We start from the raw sequence: 21,755 nt of genomic DNA, 5'->3' as shown, positions 1-21,755 counted from the left end.
ACTCTCAGTCCGGCAGGCCCGCCTCCCGCAGGCGGGCGACGACCCCGTCGAGCAAGGCGCCGCGAAACGGCGTGCGATGCGCCCACGACAGGATCCGGAATCCGGGCTCGGCCGCGAGGAGCGCCTTCGCGTGCTCGGCGGCCCGCTTGCTCCGGCCGAGCGCGACCAAGGCCGCGATCAGTACGCGCAGGTTCGACGAGAAGCGCGCATTGCTGCGCAGAGCGCGCTCGCCCCACTCGACGGCCTGCTCATGGTTGCCGTTGATGTAATGGGCCTGCGCCAGCATGCTCTCGTGCCGGAAGGCGAAGGGATCGCCCGGCGACAGGCGTAGCGCGCGCTCCGCCCGCAACACCGCCACCGGCCCGTCGCCCATGTAGCCGCTGGTGGCGCTGGCGAAAGACCAGGCGAGCGGCAGGTTGGGCCCGGAAACGAGCGCACGCTCCAGCAGGGCCGCAGCACCCTCGAAGTCATGATCGAGGAAGGACTTCATGTGACCGCGGATTGCCAGAGCGAGCGCCATGCCCTCGTCGCGCTCCAACGCCGCTTCCGAGCAGCGCACCGCGGCGGCGTGGTCCGCTCCCATGTCAGGCGACCAGCCCTGGCCGATGCGCAGGATATGCCAGTAGGCCGCATAGGCCCAGGCCGGCGCGTAGCCGGGATCCTCGGCGATCGCCTGCTGCAGCAGGCCGCGCGCGCGGTTGAAGTCGCTCTCGTTCAGCCGCAGCATCAAGTCGTTGCCGCGCAGCAGCAGGTCGTAGGCGGTGAGGCTGTCCGCCGGCTTGCGGCGTGCCCGCTGAAGCTCCCATTCGCGGATGTTCGGGGCGATGCTGCTGACCGCCTGGGCCGAGATCCGATCCTGGATCTCGAACAGGTCGGCAAGCTCGCCGTCATAGCGGTCGGTGCGGGCGACCGTACCGGTTTCGGTCTCGCTCAACTCAGTCTGGATGCGCAGCCGGCTGCCGGAGCGCCGCACGCTGCCCGACAGTACGTAGCGGACGCCGAGGTCACGGCCGACCGTCCGCACGTCAGGCCGCTGGTTGGCATAGGCGACCGTCGAGCCCTGCGAGACCACCAGCAGCTCGTCGAGCCCCGACAGCACATGGATGATGCCCTCGATCATGCCGCCGGCGAGATAGGCGCTGTCGTTGTCGTTGCAGGCGGAGGCAACGGCGAATGGCAGGACTGCAATCGACGGCCGTTCGCGGCCGTGCGAGGAAACCATGGTTGGCGGCGGCGGCGTGCCGTGGCGATGCAGCACGAAGGCGTGGATCGGCCGGCTGAGATTCTTGGGATAGAAGTCGCCGACGCTGACGATCGTCGCCGGCACCTCGCCTGTAATCGCCTCGGCGACGATGCCCGAGACCACAATGCCGCCCGGCTCGGCATACTGCTGAAGCCGCGCCGCGACGTTCACGCCGTCGCCGAAGACATCGTGCTCCTCGATGATGATGTCGGCGAGGTTGAGCCCCATGCGGAACAGGATCGCATCGCCGGCCGGCACGTCGCGGTTGATGGCCGCCGTCTGCTCCTGGATCGCGAGGCCGCACTGCGCGGCGCTGACCGCGCTCCTGAAGGTGGCGAGGAAGCCGTCCCCCGTATGCTTGACCAGCCGTCCCTCGTGCTGCGCCAGCATCGTCAGCACGATCTTCTGGTTGATCTGCATCAGCCGAGTGTGGGTCTGCTCCTCGGCCCGCTCCATCAGTCGCGTATAGCCCGCGACGTCCGCTGCCATTACGGCCAGCAGACCTCGGCGGGGGATCGACGACGGAGCAGATGGTGCGTCATTTGACGTGCGCCGTAGCGATCGTTTGCCGCGTGGACGATTGGGCTGCACAACCGACACTTTAGCGGAAAGCGCCCCTGCGCGATACCGAGCGTTGGCCCGTCGAGCGTCGTCTCCCGATGCAAGCAGCGTGGCAAACGCCGAAGAAACTCGATATCATTGCGTCCCGCCTGCGATTGTCGGACGATCGTCCCTGCGGTTACGGGATCTTGAGATTCTTGATCTCGTCCGACAGCGGCGGGATCGCGAGGCCGAGGGAGCGCGGCTCGGCGGCGCGCGCGCGTTCGGCGGCAGCCGGATCGTAGCCATGTGTTGCCAAGGCGTCGGCGATCGTCTTGCTGCGCCGGGCGTTGAGGCCGCGATCCAGGCCGGCGGCCCTGTGGGTCATATCGGCCACCTTGCGGGGCCTCGCGGGCTGTGGGTCGTTCATCTCATACAGGAGCTCCGGCGCGTCGTTCAGGCGGGCGAAGGAGGTGCCCGCGGCCATGATGTCGATCATGGTGCCGACATTCGACGTGTTGGAGAGGTCGCCCAGCAGCCGCCGCACAGTCGGCGCCGGGTCGCTGGTGATCGGCCTGGTCCGCGATCCGGGAAAGACGATGAACGAGGTGAGAAATTCTTCCTGGTTGTTGCCGGGGAAGAGTGCGCGGAACAGCAACGTCGACATCTCGCCGATCTTCTGGCCAAAGCCGGCATCGGCGAAGAAGAACGTGCGACTGGTGCCGTTGTCGCGGCGGATCGCGATGCCGAAATCGCCGAGCTCGACGCCGAGCGCCCGCAACGGCGGCGTCAGCGCGCCGTAGTTGACGGCGGTCGCGTCCCACCAATGCCCCGGATCGGTCTCCGGCAGGCGCGTGTCCTTCACCAAGGCGGTAGTGGAGACGTAGAAATTGGTGTTGTCGGCGCGCTTGACCGGGAATTTCGGCGGAGCGCGCCTCGCATCGTTCAGGGGGGCGCCGTCGTGGTGCCGGCCGGCCAGCTCGGATCGCTCGTCGAGGCGGGCGAGAATCTTGGCGGCAACGGCTTCGTCGTGGGTCATGTTGGCGACACCGCGCCATACCCAGGGATGGGCCACCTGGCCCGCGGGCAGCGGGTCGAATTGTGCATTGCCGTTGTTGGTGGCGTTTTTCAGCTGGTCGATCCCCGCATCGAACGGGAAGACGCCGTAACAGCGCGGCGCGCCGTCGGCGTCCTCGTTCAGGATGCCGGAATAGACGACGGCGTTGGCGTTGACGCCGCCGGAGACCTGGACCAGGAACGAGCCGCCGACGCGGCCCTTGCTGCTGACTTCTGCAACGTCTGTGAAGTTGAGCGACGCCATCGTGACCTCTGGCTGTTTGAAGGGGGCCGTCTGAAGGAAACCTCAAGGGAACGGCCTCAATCGCGCCGGAATGGAGCGCCATTGGTGCCGTAGCCGTCGTGTACCAAAGGTTGTTGTCAGATTTTAGTTTCACCGAAAGCGAGAAAAGCCAAAGGAGGTCGCGATGCCGAGGACCTACAGTGCCTGCCTGGCGAGAGTTAGCGGCTCGAAGCCGCCGACCACATTTCTCGACGAGCTGGTGGACTGGGCGCTGCTCGCCCCCGACGAGCTCTTTCTTCCCAACGCGGTCTTAGACGTCTACTCGGCCGTCGTGCGGCAACTGGGACCCTACGGGATCGGGGCGCATCGCAAGGCCGTCATGCTCGAGGTGCTGAGGTGCCTGGCCGGGCTTGAAAGCATGTGGAACTGGAACCAGGGGGTACACGGCAGCAAGCCACAGGCGAAGACCAGTCACAATGAAGAGGCTGGCGCGTTCCAGGTGTCGGCCGATTCGATGGGCAACGGCCAGAGCCTGAAGGACTACGCCCAGGCGACGCTGGGCGCCACCGACGATGCGACCTTCATTTCGGGCATGAAGTCGAATCACGCGTTCGCCATCGAGTACACGGTGCGGCTGCTCAGGATCACCATCAACCATCACGGGCCGTTCGTGAACAGCGGAAGCATCTACGCGGCGCTGAACCGGGCCTCCGTAAAGGAGTTCAGGGATTATCTCGAGATCCTGGGCGACTTCCCGAGGCCGGAGGGCGACATGCACTACGCCTGACGCGCCGACACTCGAACTCGTTCAAAGCTTCACGAAGGTGAAGCGGCATGTCCGCGCCTGGGTCCTGAGGCCCGTGCCGCGCTTTGCTTCGAAACGCGCCTCGACGGGATAGCTGAACTTCTCGCCCGGCTGGCCGAAGCCCGCCGTGTAGTCGGACTTGCCGTTGAGCCCGGACGCCCGAAGCATCGCCGAGCCGTCGGCCTTGATCTGTCCGGTGAGCGTCAGCGACGACGGCTTGTCCTTCGTGCCGTACTGTCCGACGAGCTGCCCGCCCTTCACCGTGGCGTCATAGGCCCACTTGAAGCCGCGCGCGCCGCCCGGTGCGGGCTCGCACTCCTGGGTGACGCTCCAGGTGCCGTCGAAGGAAGCGGTCTGCGCCAGTGCCGGGGAGATCGTCGCCGCAGCGAGAAGCGCGATCGCTGTCGATACCCACCTCATGTTTCTCTCTGCTAGGGGCACTGGATCGTCATGGTGAAATCGCGGCCGGCCGAGCCGGCGCGACCCGCCACCTTGAGGACGCGGTCGCTCACCGTGCCCGTCATCAGTGCGATGAACGGCTGGTTGACGTGCGTCTGGGCGCCGATGCCGTTGTAGGTGACCTGGACGCCACCACTGCCGTCGATGCGGCCCTCGAAGGTCTGTCGCTGGCTGCTGCCCGACGACGTCCAACCGCCGGAAATCACTCCGTTGACGATCGTCGCCGGCGAGTTCCAGCAGCTCGGCGGGAAACCCTGATAGGCGCCGCGGCACCACCGCGCCGTGAACGTGCCGTCGCAGGACGCGGCGGCTTTCGCCGGCGGCGGCGCCGGCCGCGCGGCCGGGGTCGCGGCTGGCGGCGCGGCTGGCGTCGCGGCCAGGGCCCGCTGCTCCTCATCCCAGCGGGTGACGGCCGGGCCGGCGTCGCGCAGCAGGGCGGCCTGCGCGTCCGCCGTCAGGTGGCCGGTGGCGGCGCGGCCGGTCTTCTTCTGCCAGGCCGCGATCATCTCGCGCGTGCGCGCGCCGAACACGCCGTCGCTGCGGGTCGTCGGGTATCCCATCGCGGTCAAGGCGACCTGGATGCGCTGGCGGTCGACGGTGCTGAGGCGCAGCGCCGCCTCGGCCGCTTCCGCGCCCGAGCGATCGGCTTCCTCCGCCTTCAGCCGCTCGGCCGCTTCGGCTTCCGCCTTGCGCTGAGCCTCCTCCGCCGCCTGGCGCCAGGCCGCCTCCTCCGCCGCCGCCTTCTGGCGTATCTCCTCCTCGATGCGGCGACGCATGGCAAGTTCCTCGTCGGCCTTGCGCCGCGCGTCGGCTTCGCTGCGCAGTCGCGCCGCCTCGTCGAGCGCCGCCTGCTGCGCGCGCCGCGCCTCGTCGAGCAGCGCCTGGGACTGATCCTGTACCGGCGGCGGGACGGCGGCTGGCGGGGGCGCTGTGGCGACCGACGGTATCGGAGTTGATGGGGGCTGCGAGCGCAGGACGAACCAGCCCGCGGCGGCGACGCCGATGACGGCGACAAGGGATGCCGCGATCAGCACCGGTCGCTTGCGCGTCGCCGCGGGCGGCGGTGTTGCGACCGACGGCGTAGGCATGATCACGGTGGCCGGAGCAGCCGCCACAGGCGCGCGGACAGGCGCGGTGGCCGACAGCAGCGCGCGCCATTCGGCGATCGATTGCGGCCGGCGATCGGCGCGCGCGGCGAGGCCGGCATCGATGCCCGACAGCAGAGCGGGCGGAAACGGCCACTTGCCGGCGGCGAGCGGCGCCAGCGTATCGTCGAGGACGCGGTCGATGGCGTTGGGCGGCGGCGCGCCGGTGATGGCGAAGTGCAGCGTCGCGGCGAGGCCATAGATGTCGGTCCACGGTCCTTGCGTGGCGGCGGTGAACTGCTCGACGGCGCCGTAGCCCGGCGTGAACACCGCCGTCATCCTCTGCGAGCGTCCGGCGACCGCCGCCCGCGAGGCGCCGAAATCGATCAGCGTCGCGTGGCCCTTGGCGTCGAGCAGGATGTTCGCCGGCTTGATGTCACGGTGGAGGAACCCCGCCGCATGGACCGCGGCCAGGCCGTCAAGGAGCCGCCACAAGATGCCATCGAGCGCCGCGGCGTCGAGCGGACCATGCTGCGCAACCTGCTCCTGCAGGGTGCGGCCGGCCACCAGCTCCATGACCAGGTAGGCCGTGCCGTTCGTCTCGAGGAAGTCGTGCACCAGCACGATGCCGGGCGTGCGGTGCAGGGCGGCCAGCGTGCGCCCCTCGGCCACGAAGCGGTCGCGGCCCCAGGCGAAGTCCTCGGCGGCGCCGGTCGAGCGCGGCATCACCGTCGTGCCGTCCTGGCGGATGGCGAGCGAGGCCGGCAGGTATTCCTTGATCGCGACGTCGCGGCTGAGCTCGCTGTCGACGGCGCGGTAGGTGATGCCGAATCCGCCCTGCCCCAGGACCGACACAATGCGATAGCGGCCGACATGCTGGCCGGGCCGCAACGTGACATGGTCGAATTGCGCGCCTAGCGAGCCGGAATCGGAATCGGAATCGCCAGACGGGATCTTCATGGCCCCACGACTGTGCGACCATCCTGCGTTCGTCGCATCCTGACTTCAGTGACCCAGCCTGCTTCGCCGCAGGGGGCGGCTTCGCGGGCCAGGCCCTGCCGTTCTATTTACGCTCAGCGACGCCAGGAGCGGGGAGCGGCGGAAGTGAATCCTTCATCCGCCTCAAGGTGACCCTGTGGGCCTCCACCGTGTTCATCCAGGCGGCGGGCGAGCGGTCGGTGGCGCTGCCTTGGCGGCTTGCATAGAGGTAACCCGTCATCGTGTCGGGAGTCTGCTTGCTCGGGAAATCCAGGACGTAGCGGTACCACCTGCCGCGGTATGGAGCGTCTGCGGCAAAGACCAGCTGTTCGCCCTTTTCGGGGACCAGCACAGCGGTGTGCGCCCACCACACCGGCGCGACGCCCTTGGAGACCATGTTGGCCGATTCGTTGCCGTCGCCCATGTTCCAGGAGAACGCCGCCTTGGCCTGGCCATCAACCTTGACCTCGTGAATCGCGACAGCGAGGCACATGCGTGTCGATTCGCTGCTGCCGCTGAAGCTGATCGACCCTGTCCACAGGCCCATCAGGCCTTGATATCTGGCTGGCACCGCGGAGGCAGGCTCGACATAGCTCCATGTCAACGGCATGTCGCAGAGCCGACGACTTTCCGCGGCGGCGTCCGACGGCAGCAAGACGGCGGCGAGTGCGGCAAACCATTTCCAAGACATCGCTGAAACTCCTTCCACGCTCCATCACACCCCCAGGCCTGGGTGTGCATGCGGGCAATCTGACTTCCGCGACCTTGCCGCCGAGGTCGCGCATTGAACTCTGCCCGGAACGCTGCCCGTCGCAGGTCGGCGAAAAGTCCAGTGTGGTCAGCGAACCCCTGTGAGCCGCGATCTGCCCGCCGTGTACGCTTTCTCGTTTTCGATCGAAGCGTTTGCATCGCTTGGGAGAGGCGGAGGCTGTGGAGCAGGAGTTGAATCGCAGGACCCGCGAAGCGTTGGCGATGTTCGCGGATGAAGTCAGCGCACATCGTTACCTCGAACGCGTGCTCTGGCCCGATGGCGTGCGTTGCCCACGCTGCCGTAGCGGTTCCAGGGTCCGCAAGCTGAACGGCGCGTCGACCCGCGCGGGCACCTATAAATGCTACGGCTGCCGCAAGATGTTCTCCCTTCTGCACGGCACCGTGATGAGCTCGAGCCACGTTCCGGCCCACAAGTGGCTGCAGGCGATCTATCTGACCGACGGCGGAACCAGGCCGATGCGGCCGTATCACCTGCACCGGATCCTGGACGTGTCGTTCAAGACGGCATCGTCGATGATGCGCCGCATCTGCGAAGAATAGCGACAGGTTACTTGGCCGAAGAAACCTCGAGGCAATTGAGAGCGGCGGGCGCGACCTTCTTGCGCCTCCCGGGCGTTCGCCGGCGCGCCGTCGTCGGCAGGTCCAGCCAAAGGCGCGCTTTGCGCGGGCTGCTGAACAGCTTGATGGGACGATCGGCGGCCGCGAGCGCGCCCAGCAGGCGGCCAAAGCTCACCGTCTGTTCCTGGGTGCACACGATCGCCAGGGCGCCGACCTGCGCATGCTCATGAGAGGCTCTTATCTTGACGCACACGGTGAGGATCTCTTCGCCGGTCATGGAACACCGTATGGCGCGGCCATCGAACAGCTTCCGGTAGGATATCGCGCCGGCGCCCGCCTGTGCCTCCAGCAGCGACATCGCATCGTCGAGGGTGACGTCGCCTTCGCCCACCGCAATGAAAAGCCGCTCCTTGGAATCGATCGTCCAGTACAAAGGCATGCAGCGCCTCATCGGCCGCGAGCGAAAAACGGACGGCGCGGACACACCCAGTACCGCGCCGTCCGGATCACCGTATTCATGAACTGACAGGTGATCGGTGAGCCGTGGCGTGGGGCCATGAAGAAACGGCTCGTTGGAAGGGTAACCGAGCGACGACCCAGATGAATTGGGAGAAGTGCGACCCAACGTGGATCGCGGCCCGGGCGGTGCAGCAACGCCACTTGAACGCCCTCCTCTCTTCAATCCAGAGTGCGCCATGGGGCCGTGGATTGAAATGGAGCGGGACTGAGGCGTGCAACTCCCGTTCAGCGCGATGGCTGGGCTGGGAGATGGGTCATGTATGTGGAACTTGGGAGCGGCGGCCAGGTCTTGGCCGCGTACTTGACCCGGCAATATCCGGGGCAAAGGTGGCTGCCGATCGGCAGCCGATCGCTGCAGGCTTTCCTCGCCGCGGCGCCAGCGGCAACCGAGGATCCATCGGATCGGGCTCGCACACGGCAGGTTTCCAGCTCGTCGCCGGCGGCGGCTGCCTGAGCGAGGTTTTGACTCGGGCGGCCAAATTTCGTCTGCTCGCCGGATCTGGACACGATGGAGGGGGCAGCGCGTGTCGACCAACGAGGGGACAAGCGCATGTACAGGATCTGGTACTGGGCGACGATCGACCGTGAAAGCGACGGCCGGTTCGTCGCGAACATTCCCGACCTCGGCGACCTCGCCGCCTACGGCACGTCGGACAACGACGCCGTAGCGCACGTCACCGACCTGGCGCGCGAGCAGGTCCGGACGGTCGTGGAGGCCGGCCAGCCGGCGCCGCCGCGGCGGCACTTCAGCGAGATGCCGAGCCACCTGCACTCCAAGGAGATCGGCCGCGCCATCATCCCGGTGGAGGTCGAGCGCAACGCGGCGGGGGCGGCGCCGCCTTATCATATGGCGCCGTAAGGCCCGAGCTGGCGAAGCGACATGATTTTCGTCCACCCTCATGCTCCTCTCCCCCCGCTAGGGCCCCTAGGGGGAGAGGAACATGAAGGGATGGGGAATCGCTTCATGCTTCGTCGACTTGCCGCCTACATCTTCTTCCAGTCCCCCGCCTGCTCATAGGCGAAGGCCGCCTTGTAGATCGTCGGCTCGTCGAAGTGCTTGCCGACCAGCATCAGCGACACCGGCAGGCCGTCGGACATGCCGCAGGGCACGGCCATCGCCGGATGGTGGGTGATATCGAACGGCGCGGTGTTGGAGATCATGTTGAGCGCGCGCTCGACATAGAGCTCGCGCGGCGCGTCGACTGGCGGCAGCTCGGTCGCCTTGATCGGCGTCGTCGGCATCATCAGCAGGTCGTACTCGCCCAGCGCCTGATCGTAGGCGGCGGTCAGGACCCGCGTCTGGTTCATCGCCTTGCCGTAATAGCGGCTGCCGTAGTAGCGGCGGATGTAGGTGCCGAACATGGTGAAGAGCTTGGTGGTCTCCGACATCTCGTTGGCGCGGTTGCGCCAGTTGCGATGGAAGTCCATCAGGCTGGTGACGTAGAGATCGGGCCGGCTGACGCCATAACCGTCGCCCCACATCATGGTCTGGGTCAGGCCTTCGGTGCCGATCGGCATCCACAGCGCCGGCGCCACCATGTGCATGGGGATCGAGACCTCGCCCACCGTGGCGCCTAGCGCCTCGAGCTTCTTGCCCGCCGCCTTGACCTTGGCGTTGACGTCCTTCTCGGCGTTGGCCTGGGCGAAACCTTCCGTCACCAGGCCGATCTTAAGGCCCTTGATGTCGCCCTGCAGCGCCTTGGTGTAGGGATGAGTCTTGACGTTGATCTGCCGCGAATCGTAGCCGTCGGGACCTGCCAGCACTTCCAGCAGCAACGCATTGTCGGCGACGCTCGCCGTCATCGGGCCGGTGTGATCGACATAAATCTCGATCGGCATGATGCCGGTGTAGGGCACCAGGCCGTGTGTCGGCTTCATGCCGTAGATGCCGGAGAACGACGCGGGCATGCGGATCGAGCCACCCTGGTCGCCGCCCAGCGCCATGTCGGCCTCGCCCAGCGCCACCAGCACGGCTGCCTGACGAGGAGCCGCCGGCCGAGTAGCCCATCTTGTGCGGATTGTGCACCGCGCCGGTCGCGTTGGTGTGGCTGCCGCCGGACAGGCAGAAATTCTCGCAATGCGCCTTGCCGACGATCGTGCCGCCGGCATCGAGGATGCGGGTCACGACCGTGGCGTCGATGTCGGGCACATAGCCTTCGAGCGTCGCCGCCCCGTTCATCATCGGCACGCCGGCCAGCATGATGTTGTCCTTCAAGACGACGGTCTTGCCCTTGAGCTTGCCGCGGGAGGCGCCCTCGACCGTGGTCTTGACGTACCAGGCATTGTGCTTGTTCTCGTCCCCGGTCGGGCGATAGCCCGGCGTGCGCGGATACTTCACCCGCGGCAGGTTGTCGGGCATGGCATCGACGACGTTGTAGGCCGCCACGCTCCCCCGCATCAGCTCGATGAAGGATTTCACGTCCGCCTGGGTCAGCGACAGGCCGACATCGGCCGCGACTTCGCGCAACTGCTCTTCGGTGGGGACTTGAACGGCCATGGGGTCTCCTCCTTCGTTGGAATCAAGGTGCAAGGTGGTGCATCAGCCGCGGATCGCTGCGGACCGACGCGGCGGGACCTTCGAGCGCAACGTGCCCGCGGTCCATGACATAGGCGTGGCTCGCGACCTCGAGGGCGAGCTCGATGTGCTGCTCGACGAGGATCAGCGCCATCTCCCGTGACAGCTGCTTCAGGCGCCCGGCGATCTCCTCGATCACCCCGACCCAGACGCCCTCGGTCGGCTCGTCCAGCATCAGGAGCCGCGGCCGCCCGAGCACGGCACGGCCGATGGCGAGCATCTTGCGCTCGCCGCCCGACAAGGTGCCGGCGGTCTGCTGCAGGCGCTGGGCCAGCTTGGGAAAGAAATCGAGCACGTAGTCCATGCCCGAGCGGTCGGGCTGGCGGACGCAGCCCAGCAGAAGGTTCTCGCGCACCGTGAGCTTGGTGAAGATGGCATGCTCCTGCGGCACGTAGCCGATGCCGCGCCGCACGCGCTGCTCGGCGCGTTCGCCTTCGACCGCGGCGCCGTCGAGATGGATGGTGCCCGCCATCGGCGGCAGCTCGCCGAACAGGGCCTTCAACAAGGTCGACTTGCCGGCGCCGTTGCGGCCCAGCACCGCGACGGCGCCGCGCGCCGGCACCTTCAGCGAGACGGCAAAGAGCGCCTGGCTGCGGCCGTAGCCTGCGCTCAGGCCGGCGACGTCGAGGAAGGCTGCGTCAGACACGGGTGGTGAACACCTGCTGGACCTTGGGCGAGCGCTGGATGGTCTCGACGTCGCCGTGGTCCAGCACGCGGCCCTGGTCGAGCACCGTCAGGTGATCGCAGATGTCGCGGATGAAATGCAGGTCGTGCTCGACGATGATCAGGGTGCAGTGCGCCTTGATCGGCGCCAGCAAGGTGCCGGTCACCCGCCTCTCCTCCGGGCTCATGCCGCCGGTCGGCTCGTCGAGCAGCAGCAGCTTGGGCCTGAGCGCCAGCGCCATGGCGATCTCCAGCCACTGCTGCTGGCCGTGGCTGAGCTCGGCGGCGAGATCGTCGGCGCGGTCGATCAGGCGGAAGCGCTCAAGCAGCGCCGTGACCTCGCCGTCGAGGGCGCGGCGCGACGAGGACAGCAGCAGGCGCATCAGGCTCTCGCCCGATTGGATGGCCAGCAGGACATTGTCGTAGACCGAGAGCTCGGGCAGGACCGCAGTGATCTGGAATTTCAGGCTGAGGCCCAGACGGGCGCGCTCGTAGGGCGTGGCGCGCGTGATGTCGTGGCCGTCGAACACGATGGTGCCGCCGTCGGCGAAATGGGCGCCGGCGATCGCCTTCAACAGCGTGCTCTTGCCCGACCCGTTGGGCCCGATCAGGCCGTGGAACGTGCCGGCCTGCACGTCGACATCGACGCTCTCCAACGCCCGCAACGTGCGGAACGACTTGCTGACGCCGCGGATCTGCAGGAGCGCCATGATCAGCTCCCACCGGATCGGCGCCGGCCATACGAGCCGATGCGCTCGCGATCGGAGACGAGCAAACCAAGGAAACCCTTCGGCTGGAACATCACCACGGCTAAAAGCACCAGGCCGAGGATGACCGGCCAGATGCGCTTGATGGCGTCGATGTCGGCCAGCACGTAGGTCAGCACCTCGACCGCAACGGTGCCAAGCACGGGACCGATCAAGGTGCCCGAGCCACCGAACAGGCAGTAGATGACAGCCGTCGTCGACAGGCCGGGACCCATGTTGCCGGGGCCGATGAAGCCCTGGTGGTAGCTGTAGAGCGCGCCGCCCAGGCCCGCGACCATGCCGGCGAGCGAGAACACCAGCGCCTTGAAGAGTTGTACGCGGTACCCGAAGAAAGCCAGCCGCTCCTCGTTCTGGCGCATGCCGGCCAACACGAGGCCGAGCTGCGACCGTTTTATGAACCGCGAACCGAGATAAATCAGGACCAGGACGATCAGGGCTAAAAAATAGAACGCAGCGCCCTCGACGAACTCGTAGCCGCCGAGCTGCAGCAGCTTCACCGCGGAAAGGCCGTTGCCGGCGCCGACATACTGCCAGCCCGAGACCAGCCGCTCGGCGGCGTAGGAGCCGGTGAGCGTGCCCAGCGCCACGAAGATGGTGGTCGGTGCCTTGCGGCCGAGCAGCAGGAAGGCGGCGAAAAGCCCGGCCAGCAGCAGGCCGACCAGCATGGCCAGCGGCAGCGTCGCCCACAGCTGGCTGAACTCGAGATCGCGGCCGACCAGGGCGATGACGTAGCCCGCGACGCCGAAGAACAGCGCCTGGCCGAAGCTCATGATGCCAGACAGGCCCCAGCACAGGTCGAAGCTGATGGCGAGCAGCGACAGGATCATCACGTTGGTGGCGAGCGTGACGAGGTCGGTGCGTTCGCTGAGCGCAAAGGGAGCGACCAGCGCCACGAGCAGCGTCCCTCCCTCGACCCAGGGCAGCAGGCGGCGGGCAGGACGACGCGCGCGTCCCGCCTGCTGTGCGGTCACCGCGGTGCCGGCTTCGCTCAACATTCCTTCGGATCGACCATCTTTTGGCTTTCGATCACGTCGTAGCGCGTCTTGCCGGCGTCGACTTTGCACTGGGCAACGTACATGTTCATCTTGCAGTGCATCTTGCCCGGCACCATCTCGGCGCCGCCGCCCGGCCCCTGCTCGATCTTGCCCTTGTCCATGGCCGCCGACACCGCGTCGCGCGAGAGATCGCCGTTGGTCGCCTTGACCGCGGCTTCATAGAACTTGATGCCGCGATACATGCCGGTCGAGGCGGAGCCGGCGGTGAACGGATACTTGGTATCGGGGAACTTCTTGGCGTAGTCGGCCTGGAGCTGCTTGCTGAACGGATCGTCGACCGACAGGAAGTAGTCAAGGCAACTGTAGAGTCCCTCCATCTCCTGGGCGGGATGATAGTTCAGCAGGTTCTCGTCGTAGTAGACGCAGGACAGCACACCGCCGTTCTTCTGGAAGCCCGATTCGTAGAGCTGCTTCACGAACGGCTGCAGGCCGGGCGGGATCACCGTGTTGAACACGCAGTCGACCTTGCCGTCGCGGATCTTGCCGATGGTCGCCGAATACTCCGCCTGGTCGAGCGGGTAGTATTCCTCGAACACGACCTCGCCGCCGTTGGCCTCGATGACCTTGCGGGCATACTTGTTCAGGAGCTGCGGCCAGACGTAGTTGGCCGACGGCATGGCGAAGCGCTTCTTGCCGACGGTCTTGATCAGGTAGGGAATGAGCTTGTCGCACTGCTGCGCCGGCGTCGGGCCGGTGCAGTAGAGGTGTTTGGTGCATTCCTGCCCTTCGTAGAGCTGCGGATAGATGTAGAGCGTGCGGCCGCGATTGACGATCGGGTCCTTGATCGCCTGGCGCATCGCCGAGGTGATGCCACCCAGCACGACGTTGCACTTGCGCTCCTGGATGAGCTTGCGGACGTTGCCGACGGCGACCTTGGGATCGGACGCGGTGTCCTCGAGGAAGAGCTCGATCTGGCGGCCGGCGATGCCGCCCGCCTTGTTGATCTGCTCGACGGTGAACTGCGCCACCTGCCAGTTGGCATTGCCACCCGGCGCGATCGCGCCGGTGATGTCGGTGGCGATGCCCATCTTGATGGGATCGGCGGCGCTGGCGCGCTTGGGCGCCAGCATCCAGCCGCCGCCGCCCGCGATCCAGCCGGCGGCACTCAGTGCGCTGGTACCGATCAGGCGGCGGCGGCCAAGGCCGCTGGGTCGGCCCGGAACAGGATGATGAGGGCGATGCGATTGGTCGTCAGTCATGTCAAAGCCTCCCCTGAGTGATGAACCCTTGTGGACGCAGCTTCACGATGATCAGAGCGATGACGAACACCAGCGGATCGGCCAGCACCGGGATGACGATCCACGGCAGGCCGGCGGCCATGCCGCCGACGGCGGCGGCGCCCAGCACCGGTCCTTCGAAGGTGCCGACGCCGCCCAGCATCACCGACAGGAAGGCCTGCACCAGGAAGCGCGTGCCGATGTCGGCGGAGAGCTGGTAGAGCGGAACGATCAGCGCGCCGGCGAGGCCGGCAAGTGCTGCGCCAAAGGCGAAGGTGAAGGCGTAGAGCCTGGTGGTCGAGATCCCGCAGGCGCGCGCGAGGTTGGGATTCTCGAGCGAGCCGCGGACTTGCAGGCCGACTGAGGTGCGAGCGAGGAACAGCCAGGTGCCGGCGACGATACAGACGGTGGTGAGCACGATCACGGTGCGCCATGCCGAGACATCGACGCCGAACACGGTGAACACGCCGGCGATCGGCTCGGAGATCGACTTGTAGTGGCCGCCCAGCAGCCCGCGCACGATCTCGCGGATGACCAGGCCGATGGCATAGGTGCCCAGCATGGCGATGATGGGCGCGGCGTAGAAGCGGCGGATCACCAGGCGTTCCAGCACCAGGCCGATCAGCGCCAGCACGACGGGTGCCGCCAGGATGCCGGCCCAGGCGGAAAGCCCGAAACTCTCGAACAGGTAGACGGTGTAGGCGCCCAAAAGGACGAACTCGCCGTGGGCGAAGTTGAAGATGCCCATCATGCTGGCGATGACCCCCAGCCCGAGCACGATCAGCACCATCACCGAGATGAAGGCGAGCACGTCGAAGGCAAGCTTGACTTCGATGCTCATGACATCGCACCGCACGGTGACCAGCCATCGGCTGGTTGTGGGAGACGGCGGAGGTTACCGTTGGCTGTTAACCGAGTCAGCCGGCTTTTTCCGCTGCTCGATGCCTGTTCGCACGCGCGCGGCCACGACCTCGGCCGGCCAGGACGATGTGCCCTAACAGGCCCAAAACGTGAGACACCGGAACGTCCAATGTTTCCGGCCCCGAGACGCGCGGTGAGCGCGCCAACATGAGGTGACTGGCCCGGACGCGATGGGGTCGCTGTAGGCGTCACTGGTGCCGTCCGTGGCTAGTGACGTATTACTCTGGCTTCCGTTCGTCGTTTTGCGTCAGGAAGCCCCCCTAGGCGAACGGACCGGCACGCGCGTGCATGCCTCGTCTCAAGAGTTCGAAATGACAAAGCCCCGCACTCCTCTCGGAATGCGGGGCCTGGCATCCTCACTCCAGCCGCCAGTACATCCGTGGTCGGCTGGAAAGAAGAAATGGCGACCCGAAGATCAGCCGACGGTCTTTAGATTGTCGGCCGACGTCTTGCCGCTGCGCTCGTCCGACACGACGTCGAACTGGATCTTCTGACCTTCAGCCAGATTATTGAGGCCGGCGCGCTCCACGGCGCTGATATGGACAAATGTGTCCTTGCCGCCGTCATCCGGCTGAATGAAGCCGAAGCCCTTGGCCGAGTTAAACCACTTCACGGTTCCCATAAACATGAGGAGAACCCTTTCGCTTTTTAGTTGTAGATATGCGTGCCCTGCTGTTTTGCGCAGAGGGCCAACCGTCGAATTCGCATTGGTTTCGGGAGCAAGTCGATGGCGGCGCGCCGATTGGTTCAAGGCGCAGCCAAATCATCAGTCCGTATATCGACTAGCTTTAATATGGGCACTCAAGGTGCCCTTTGCAAGGTTATGCAACATTTCCTCGGACTTTAACTGCCCAGGCTGGCGGCACGGTTCAGTGTCGCCATTTCTTCGCCGGCGGCAAACCTTCAGTGACATCGATGTGGGCTGCTTCCTCATTGGGATTCTGCCGTTTGCCGGAGAACCGAACCGTGAGCACGCCTAAGTCCTCGGTAAAGAGGCGCAGATCGTTGCGGCCGAAAGCAAGGGTTAGCGCTTCGGCTGGCATACGCAGCTCGCCAGACGCCACGACCCTCCCAGTGTTCATGAGGTAGCCGTCCACGTCGTAGTCGGCCGGGCCGAAGGCCTGCCCGTCCGAGCCGGCCAGCCTGCCGGTCCCCCGCATAGCTCCAAGATAATGCATCGACATGCGCCAGATTCCCTCCATGGTTGCCGGTTCGCGAAACGGGCGCCAGCACACCCTTCGAAAATTCGAACGTTGCGACCGCATGCAACCGGGCTGGAACAAGACGCGACGGACCAACCTTATATGGTGCGCGATGGTGTCCGGTACAATGCGTTACACGGAACACGTGCATCGCATGTCATTCAGATGCTACCCCGCACCAGCCGTGCCGACAGATCATAAGCGCCTAGAGGGTCACGACGGATGAGGCGCGATCAACCTCTGATCATAGCTCGGGCCGAGCTTGCCGCTGCGGCGCGCGTCCATCTCACGCTGCACGCAGTTGGTATAACCCGTGGTTCCCGGCACGAACCCGTAAGTGACGCATGTGCCTTCGTCGCTGGGTGTCGTGCGGGGAGGCGTGTTCGCCTTCTCCCGTGCGCAGGAGGCCACGGCCACAGCCACAATCACGCTCAAGATTCGATGGGACATACGACTTAGATGCTGCCGGTCTGCTCCGGCTGCCCTGAGCTACGTCAAAGAGAGAGGGACAGATCTCGCGATGCCGTTGGCGAAGCGGCGTAGCTTTCGTCGTGCGGCGATTTCGGCAACCGGCCCCTGTGTCTTCGCGAGGACGCGCACAAGACGACGCATTTCCTGTCCATCTTTGATTCAGGTCAACGCGGACCCGCGGACAAAGGCATCATTTGCGAGTGAATCACGCCTGCAAACCTTGGCGCGACGAGGTCCAGCCATGTACCTGCACAAGCTTGCGACTGTCTTGCTGGCCTTTGGCCTTGCCGCTCCGGCTTTGGCCAGGGACGAAGGTGGCATCTCTTCGTTGGCGATCTCGCGTTGTGCCGGCAAAGTCGGCATCGACACACGCCAGTCCGACGCCGCTTTTGGCCTGATCGCGCTCGACGGCATTCCCTGGGTTACAATCGAGCGGACCGAAGAGTCGGTAGGAACGCAGCCGATAACGACTACGGTAACCGGTATGGGCGCATTTCACCGGCGTAACGGCACTTCGATACCATTCCGCTTCACCTGTGTGCTTGATGCCAGAGGCGAGGCGCTGATGTTCCACGCCAGTCCCTTGATGCGCAACCTTGGCGACTCCCTGCCGCCGGCGACAGTTGTTGTTGGCTCAGCGAGCTACCCGGAAAGAATGGTGCTGCCGAAGGGCGTCGAATTGCGCGTGCAACTGCTCGACATCGGCAAGCCGTCGACCGCCCAGGTCATTGCCGAACAGGTGGTACGCAGCGGCTGGCAGGTTCCGATCCCCTTCACGCTGCGCCTGCCCAAGGATTGGTCGCTCGAAGATCGAAAGCTTGCCATTGCCGCGCGGTTGGTGCTCGCCCACCGATCCTTGTTCGAGCTGACAGAACCGCGCCCCATAACGGCGGCCGACCTTCGCAAGCCGATCGAACTCACACTGGAAAAAGTGGAGTCGAGCAACCATTGAGTAACGGCTTCGACTTGATCCAGGCAGACGGCGACACCCGGGCGCTTCTGCAAGATCGTCGACGATGCCTTGCTGACGCTTACCGGGCCATCCGGGAATGTCCGTTTACGTTGTCCACGGAGAAGTCACATGTCTCAGCCGACGAATCGCGACCGAAAGAGCAGCGATAAACAGCAACAGGCCGTTTCGCGCGTAGCGACGAAGCAGATTGCGAAAAATGCGGTCCATGGCGGCCCCAAGACGGTGAAAAAGGATAAGCGCGTCGGCGCCGGTCGGGGTCAAAAGGGATAGGTCGGATCGATCCGTCGCCAGCTCGAATAGGATCAGATGCCTCCAGTCTTGGACGAGGGAGTGTCCCGACTGGTTGCTGCTTGGCCCTCGTCGCGTCCGCATGATGGCGCCGGCATCGAGGGGGTCAGACGCGCATCCATTCCTGCCGTAGGGCATCGTCGGTCACGTATTCTTCACGGCGGGATCCGTCCGTTGCACGCAGGAGCCAAGTCGGCTCACTGCCCGCATCGTTACGACGCCCCATGACCTCATAAACCGTTCCTGAGGCATCAACGCGCTTGATGTACCGCCCTCCTAGCATCATCGCGACTCCCCTCTCTTGGATGACAACTCCGATATGCCCTTTGGCATCCTAGTGTCATGGGCCAGCGCTTCCGCTCAGGGCGATTCGCGCCAGAATGGCACCGCTTTCTTGAACGCCCGCCACGCCTGCCTGAGGTTGCGTCTGTCATGCCTTCCCCTGTCCTTCAGGTGCTTGCCGAGGCGTTTGCATGACCGGCGCGCCTTGTCGGACGGCCGCGCGGCCCCCGAGATGTCGGCCAAGACTTTCGCGCCGACCGTCCGATCGTTCATGATGCCAAGAGCGTTCTGCAGAGACTCGACGGCATCGACGTAGGCGGTTGCCGGTGTCGGCTCGAAGACAGGCAGCAGAAAAGCTGCAGCATATCGCAGTTTCTTGACCGCGATGCGCAGCCTGTGCAGATCCGCCGCCTTGAGTTCGGACAGGTTTCGCCCACGGCGGCGCACCTTGGCATGATGAGCGTCGAGCGCGCGGCTAGCGAAGTCTTTCAGCGTCTCCCCGGCAGCCGACGGAGGGGCAACGATAAAGCGTTCGAGATCGCGGTCGAACCGTGCGAAGCGCGGCCCCCCGAGCGCACTGCGTGCACGCGACTGCCGTTTGTCGGCAAGTCTCGCGCCCACACGCGAAATCTGATCGGGGGCATCGGGCACGACTTCGGCGAGGAAGACGTGGAGGTCACGGGCGGGTGCGCATTCGCCGGCCAGCCAGCGCGCTTCTGCGGCGATCCCGCGCAGTTCCGGGTTGGCGACGACGTCGCGGAACAGGCCAATGGCAGCGCGCAAGCGGCGCAATGCCACTCGCGTCTGATGAATTCCTTCCGGTTGACTACTCGCCAAGACGACGGCGCGATACCTGTGCAGATCGGTGCGACAGGTCGTAATGATACGCCGCAGTGCCGCGTCGGGATTGAGCTCGCCGGTCAACGGCGCAGCGCCCTCCCCCGGATTAGGCAATTGCGACACCTCGGCATGTCCGTGGAGGCCCCGGCCGGCCCTTGTCCTGAAAGCGTCCACCGCAGCGTTCACCAGCATCTTCTGAGCCTCCGGGCGTCCATTGCACCCAGGCCGGCCGTAGCGCAGCCCAATTTCCGCGCAGAGCGCATCCTTACCACGCGTCCAAAAAAGTGCCCAGGCGTCAGTGACGATCATGTGTGGCGCTGGCCACGCCGACAGGGCTTGCGCAGCGGCGCACGGCGGAGACGGCATTTCCTCCTCCGGCCGCCTGGAGAGCGATCACCGCCTCTCCATCGAAGGCGGCGGGTTGACCGGCAAGCTCGGCGACAAGATCGAAGCGCAGGATCATGGTCCTGCCTTTCTCCATGGTATCGAGCAGATGATCGGACAGCCGAGGGAACATGGCCTCTGTCTCGTCGGCGAGCACGACTTAGTCATCAGCGAACAGGAGGCCGACTGGAAAGACCTGGCCGTCAATCGAGATCTCGGCGCGCGGGTGATTCTTGAGCCTCAGCGGCGGAACGCCCTGCGGCAGCAGCGGACCCTCCGTCGACAGATAAAGCTGCAGTTGCAGGATCCGGTGGTCATCGGCTTCCTCGCAAGCCAGCACGACGCCGTCGATGTTGAGATCGGTGCTCTGCGGGTCGATCACCGCGTAGCCCGGCGGGTCGACGCCGTGCTCGAGCTCCCACCCCTCGAACTTGCCCGGGGCGCCTGCAAACGATGGCGTTGCACAGAGGCATGCCAGCATCAACGCCAAGCGTGCCATCCCACGGAAACTACCCATTGCGTGATAACTTTCTCGCATTTGGTGCAAATTAGGCGTGAAAGCCGTGCTGGGGTGTGATCCAGATCAAGTCCGCCGCCATCCTGCCTTTGGTGGGCGCCGGTGGCTGGGATCCCTTCCGAAGAGATCTTGACCTGTATCAATCCATGATCGACGAAAGGCAGCGAGTCTGCTGCCAGTAATGCGACGGGGTACAAATGAGCCATAGTCATGCGATCGTCTGGATGGACTCCAAGGAAGCCCGTATCTTCCGCTTCAATGCCGCCAACGTGGAAAGCGAGCACATCAAGGCGCACAACCCATTCCGCCAAGTTCACCACAAAGCGGGCGTGATCGGTTCGGGACACATGTCGCTGGACGCGAGCTTCTTCAAACACATCGAAGAGGCCTTGCAGGGCACCAGCGAATGGCTGCTCGTTGGCCCGTCCGCGGCCAAGGAAGAATTGCGCAAGCACGTCGACAGGCATCTACCATCGCTCAAAGCCAGTCTGGTCGGCACCGACACCATGGATCATCCCACCGACGGCGAATTGCTCGATCATGCCCGGCGGGCCTTCAAGGCGATCGACCGGATGCGTCCCAATACACCTGCGTAGAGGTTGACCCTTGGCAGGGGCGCGAAGGATGCGCGCGGCTTGGCCTGGGCGGCCTGGCCACGTTGGAAATCTGACGACGCTCAGTACACCAGATGAACAGGAATCGGCGCGGGCAGTGGCGCCGAATAGGTCGCCTTGCTTGAGATCATCGCTTCCACTTCCCGCACTGAGACGCCGAGGGCCCAGGCAGCGAGCGGACGCGCCTGTTACACGCGCACGCAGCCATGGCTCAGCGCACGATTGGAGCGACTGAACAAACTCCTGTCGTTCGTGTCGTGGAGGAAGATGAGCTGGTCGTTGTCGAGCTCAAACAAGAGTTGCCCGAGCGGATTGTTCGGACCCCGTGGAGCGTAGTGCGCCCCTTCGTTGCTTATCATCGATGGGGTCGGCATCCAGGCTGGATTGAACCTGATTGACGACATCGAGGACAGCAATTCGGGGGTTGGCGTGCTTGGCCGCCCTACAATCACGCGGCTACGCAACACGGGCGCGCCGTCCTCCAGCGCGATCAGCTCGAAGGACGGGATATGGACCACAATGGTCCTGCCGCGTGAAGGAATGGCAGACCTTGAGCCGGGGCCCGCCGGGTAGGCTGCCTGCGAGTCCGACGCTGCCTGGCGCTGCGGCAGCTGGCCATTCGTGATGCCGCACCCCGATAGCATGACGGTGCAGACCACCACCAAAAGCATCTGTCTGAAGCGCCCCGCTGTGGCGTGACCGCGCTGCATTTGCACGAGAGCCCTCTG

23 protein-coding genes and 1 pseudogene are annotated in these 21,755 nt (G+C 65.4%); 6 read left to right on the top strand and 18 right to left on the bottom strand.

What is annotated here, in order from left to right; all coding sequences use genetic code 11:
* Positions 1-4: 4 nt before the first annotated feature.
* The gene (locus RSO01_RS10650) at positions 5-1,732 is read right to left on the bottom strand and encodes an adenylate/guanylate cyclase domain-containing protein (RefSeq protein ID WP_147149004.1); all 1,728 of its coding nucleotides are present in this window, start codon (positions 1,730-1,732) and stop codon (positions 5-7) included.
* 250 nt (positions 1,733-1,982) lie between these two features.
* A complete protein-coding gene (locus RSO01_RS10645) occupies positions 1,983-3,104 on the bottom strand; it encodes a hypothetical protein (protein ID WP_147149003.1) in 1,122 nt (373 codons plus the stop codon).
* A gap of 163 nt (positions 3,105-3,267) precedes the next feature.
* Between RSO01_RS10645 and RSO01_RS10640 the strand changes: the two genes are divergently transcribed.
* Positions 3,268-3,870 (top strand): hypothetical protein, encoded by a 603-nt coding sequence (locus RSO01_RS10640; protein ID WP_174825925.1) that lies wholly within the window; start codon positions 3,268-3,270, stop codon positions 3,868-3,870.
* A 21-nt stretch (positions 3,871-3,891) separates the two neighbouring features.
* On the opposite strand, the gene RSO01_RS10635 is transcribed toward RSO01_RS10640, so the two are convergent.
* The 3 genes from RSO01_RS10635 to RSO01_RS10625 all read right to left on the bottom strand — a co-directional run bounded on the left by RSO01_RS10635 (position 3,892) and on the right by RSO01_RS10625 (position 7,119).
* The gene (locus RSO01_RS10635) at positions 3,892-4,308 is read right to left on the bottom strand and encodes a hypothetical protein (protein ID WP_147149002.1); all 417 of its coding nucleotides are present in this window, start codon (positions 4,306-4,308) and stop codon (positions 3,892-3,894) included.
* 11 nt (positions 4,309-4,319) lie between these two features.
* Positions 4,320-6,392: a protein kinase domain-containing protein gene (locus tag RSO01_RS10630; RefSeq protein ID WP_147149000.1), complete on the bottom strand. Its 2,073-nt coding sequence runs from the start codon at positions 6,390-6,392 to the stop codon at positions 4,320-4,322.
* A gap of 103 nt (positions 6,393-6,495) precedes the next feature.
* Complete coding sequence (locus RSO01_RS10625; protein ID WP_147148997.1) at positions 6,496-7,119, bottom strand: hypothetical protein; 624 nt, start codon at positions 7,117-7,119, stop codon at positions 6,496-6,498.
* Between the two features lie 221 nt (positions 7,120-7,340).
* Between RSO01_RS10625 and RSO01_RS10620 the strand changes: the two genes are divergently transcribed.
* Positions 7,341-7,721, top strand: coding sequence for a transposase (locus RSO01_RS10620; RefSeq protein ID WP_147148995.1), 381 nt, complete (start codon positions 7,341-7,343; stop codon positions 7,719-7,721).
* Between the two features lie 7 nt (positions 7,722-7,728).
* Here the strand turns inward: RSO01_RS10620 and RSO01_RS10615 are convergent, their stop codons facing one another.
* A complete protein-coding gene (locus RSO01_RS10615) occupies positions 7,729-8,364 on the bottom strand; it encodes a hypothetical protein (RefSeq protein WP_147148993.1) in 636 nt (211 codons plus the stop codon).
* Between the two features lie 444 nt (positions 8,365-8,808).
* Between RSO01_RS10615 and RSO01_RS10610 the strand changes: the two genes are divergently transcribed.
* Positions 8,809-9,117, top strand: coding sequence for a type II toxin-antitoxin system HicB family antitoxin (locus tag RSO01_RS10610; RefSeq protein ID WP_147148991.1), 309 nt, complete (start codon positions 8,809-8,811; stop codon positions 9,115-9,117).
* Positions 9,118-9,242: 125 nt separating this feature from the next.
* Here the strand turns inward: RSO01_RS10610 and RSO01_RS10605 are convergent.
* The 8 genes and pseudogenes from RSO01_RS10605 to RSO01_RS10570 form a co-directional block, all read right to left on the bottom strand.
* A pseudogene (locus RSO01_RS10605) lies at positions 9,243-10,755 on the bottom strand (amidase).
* A 22-nt stretch (positions 10,756-10,777) separates the two neighbouring features.
* Positions 10,778-11,479, bottom strand: coding sequence for an ABC transporter ATP-binding protein (locus RSO01_RS10600; protein ID WP_147148989.1), 702 nt, complete (start codon positions 11,477-11,479; stop codon positions 10,778-10,780).
* On the bottom strand, positions 11,472-12,206 hold the full coding sequence (locus tag RSO01_RS10595) for an ABC transporter ATP-binding protein (RefSeq protein WP_147148987.1): 735 nt from the start codon (positions 12,204-12,206) through the stop codon (positions 11,472-11,474). Before RSO01_RS10595 ends, RSO01_RS10600 begins: the two co-directional genes overlap by 8 nt.
* 2 nt (positions 12,207-12,208) lie before the next feature.
* Positions 12,209-13,258, bottom strand: a complete 1,050-nt coding sequence (locus tag RSO01_RS10590) for a branched-chain amino acid ABC transporter permease (RefSeq protein WP_147148985.1) — start codon at positions 13,256-13,258, stop codon at positions 12,209-12,211.
* Positions 13,252-14,517, bottom strand: coding sequence for a substrate-binding protein (locus RSO01_RS10585; protein ID WP_373867889.1), 1,266 nt, complete (start codon positions 14,515-14,517; stop codon positions 13,252-13,254). Before RSO01_RS10585 ends, RSO01_RS10590 begins: the two co-directional genes overlap by 7 nt.
* Position 14,518: 1 nt before the next feature.
* Positions 14,519-15,376, bottom strand: coding sequence for a branched-chain amino acid ABC transporter permease (locus RSO01_RS10580; protein WP_147148983.1), 858 nt, complete (start codon positions 15,374-15,376; stop codon positions 14,519-14,521).
* A 495-nt stretch (positions 15,377-15,871) separates the two neighbouring features.
* A complete protein-coding gene (locus RSO01_RS10575; RefSeq protein ID WP_147149214.1) occupies positions 15,872-16,084 on the bottom strand; it encodes a cold-shock protein in 213 nt (70 codons plus the stop codon).
* A 241-nt stretch (positions 16,085-16,325) separates the two neighbouring features.
* Positions 16,326-16,640 (bottom strand): hypothetical protein, encoded by a 315-nt coding sequence (locus RSO01_RS10570; protein WP_246158288.1) that lies wholly within the window; start codon positions 16,638-16,640, stop codon positions 16,326-16,328.
* Between the two features lie 730 nt (positions 16,641-17,370).
* Between RSO01_RS10570 and RSO01_RS10565 the strand changes: the two genes are divergently transcribed.
* Together RSO01_RS10565 and RSO01_RS47190 are read left to right on the top strand one after the other, a co-directional pair.
* Positions 17,371-18,081, top strand: a complete 711-nt coding sequence (locus RSO01_RS10565) for a YbaY family lipoprotein (RefSeq protein ID WP_170302977.1) — start codon at positions 17,371-17,373, stop codon at positions 18,079-18,081.
* Between the two features lie 129 nt (positions 18,082-18,210).
* On the top strand, positions 18,211-18,372 hold the full coding sequence (locus tag RSO01_RS47190) for a hypothetical protein (protein ID WP_170302976.1): 162 nt from the start codon (positions 18,211-18,213) through the stop codon (positions 18,370-18,372).
* 378 nt (positions 18,373-18,750) lie between these two features.
* Here the strand turns inward: RSO01_RS47190 and RSO01_RS10560 are convergent, their stop codons facing one another.
* The 3 genes from RSO01_RS10560 to RSO01_RS10550 all read right to left on the bottom strand — a co-directional run bounded on the left by RSO01_RS10560 (position 18,751) and on the right by RSO01_RS10550 (position 20,386).
* Positions 18,751-19,704 carry a CHAD domain-containing protein gene (locus tag RSO01_RS10560; protein WP_170302975.1) on the bottom strand — a complete coding sequence of 318 codons (954 nt, stop codon included), beginning with the start codon at positions 19,702-19,704 and terminating at the stop codon, positions 18,751-18,753.
* Positions 19,705-19,807: 103 nt separating this feature from the next.
* Positions 19,808-20,053 carry a hypothetical protein gene (locus RSO01_RS10555; protein ID WP_147148978.1) on the bottom strand — a complete coding sequence of 82 codons (246 nt, stop codon included), beginning with the start codon at positions 20,051-20,053 and terminating at the stop codon, positions 19,808-19,810.
* Between the two features lie 3 nt (positions 20,054-20,056).
* Positions 20,057-20,386 carry a hypothetical protein gene (locus RSO01_RS10550; protein WP_147148976.1) on the bottom strand — a complete coding sequence of 110 codons (330 nt, stop codon included), beginning with the start codon at positions 20,384-20,386 and terminating at the stop codon, positions 20,057-20,059.
* 224 nt (positions 20,387-20,610) lie between these two features.
* Between RSO01_RS10550 and RSO01_RS10545 the strand changes: the two genes are divergently transcribed.
* On the top strand, positions 20,611-21,009 hold the full coding sequence (locus RSO01_RS10545; protein ID WP_147148974.1) for a translational machinery protein: 399 nt from the start codon (positions 20,611-20,613) through the stop codon (positions 21,007-21,009).
* Positions 21,010-21,215: 206 nt separating this feature from the next.
* Here the strand turns inward: RSO01_RS10545 and RSO01_RS10540 are convergent, their stop codons facing one another.
* The gene (locus tag RSO01_RS10540) at positions 21,216-21,737 is read right to left on the bottom strand and encodes a L,D-transpeptidase family protein (protein ID WP_246158309.1); all 522 of its coding nucleotides are present in this window, start codon (positions 21,735-21,737) and stop codon (positions 21,216-21,218) included.
* Positions 21,738-21,755: the final 18 nt, after the last annotated feature.

Origin of the sequence: Reyranella soli (genome assembly GCF_007992495.1) — a bacterium.
In the GTDB taxonomy this organism is placed as follows: Bacteria; Pseudomonadota; Alphaproteobacteria; order Reyranellales; family Reyranellaceae; genus Reyranella; species Reyranella soli.
The sequence above is the reverse complement of the archived record's forward strand: the minus strand, read 5'-3'. Positions and strand labels throughout refer to the sequence as shown.

Coding starts and splice junctions, on each gene's coding strand:
- RSO01_RS10650 (WP_147149004.1), bottom strand. CDS start 1,732: ATGGCAGCGGACGTCGCGGGCTATACGCGACTGATGGAGCGGGCCGAG.
- RSO01_RS10645 (WP_147149003.1), bottom strand. CDS start 3,104: ATGGCGTCGCTCAACTTCACAGACGTTGCAGAAGTCAGCAGCAAGGGC.
- RSO01_RS10640 (WP_174825925.1), top strand. CDS start 3,268: ATGCCGAGGACCTACAGTGCCTGCCTGGCGAGAGTTAGCGGCTCGAAG.
- RSO01_RS10635 (WP_147149002.1), bottom strand. CDS start 4,308: ATGAGGTGGGTATCGACAGCGATCGCGCTTCTCGCTGCGGCGACGATC.
- RSO01_RS10630 (WP_147149000.1), bottom strand. CDS start 6,392: ATGAAGATCCCGTCTGGCGATTCCGATTCCGATTCCGGCTCGCTAGGC.
- RSO01_RS10610 (WP_147148991.1), top strand. CDS start 8,809: ATGTACAGGATCTGGTACTGGGCGACGATCGACCGTGAAAGCGACGGC.
- RSO01_RS10595 (WP_147148987.1), bottom strand. CDS start 12,206: ATGGCGCTCCTGCAGATCCGCGGCGTCAGCAAGTCGTTCCGCACGTTG.
- RSO01_RS10590 (WP_147148985.1), bottom strand. CDS start 13,258: ATGTTGAGCGAAGCCGGCACCGCGGTGACCGCACAGCAGGCGGGACGC.
- RSO01_RS10585 (WP_373867889.1), bottom strand. CDS start 14,517: ATGACTGACGACCAATCGCATCGCCCTCATCATCCTGTTCCGGGCCGA.
- RSO01_RS10580 (WP_147148983.1), bottom strand. CDS start 15,376: ATGAGCATCGAAGTCAAGCTTGCCTTCGACGTGCTCGCCTTCATCTCG.
- RSO01_RS10575 (WP_147149214.1), bottom strand. CDS start 16,084: ATGTTTATGGGAACCGTGAAGTGGTTTAACTCGGCCAAGGGCTTCGGC.
- RSO01_RS10570 (WP_246158288.1), bottom strand. CDS start 16,640: ATGTCGATGCATTATCTTGGAGCTATGCGGGGGACCGGCAGGCTGGCC.
- RSO01_RS10565 (WP_170302977.1), top strand. CDS start 17,371: ATGTACCTGCACAAGCTTGCGACTGTCTTGCTGGCCTTTGGCCTTGCC.
- RSO01_RS47190 (WP_170302976.1), top strand. CDS start 18,211: ATGTCTCAGCCGACGAATCGCGACCGAAAGAGCAGCGATAAACAGCAA.
- RSO01_RS10560 (WP_170302975.1), bottom strand. CDS start 19,704: ATGCTGGTGAACGCTGCGGTGGACGCTTTCAGGACAAGGGCCGGCCGG.
- RSO01_RS10545 (WP_147148974.1), top strand. CDS start 20,611: ATGAGCCATAGTCATGCGATCGTCTGGATGGACTCCAAGGAAGCCCGT.
- RSO01_RS10540 (WP_246158309.1), bottom strand. CDS start 21,737: ATGCAGCGCGGTCACGCCACAGCGGGGCGCTTCAGACAGATGCTTTTG.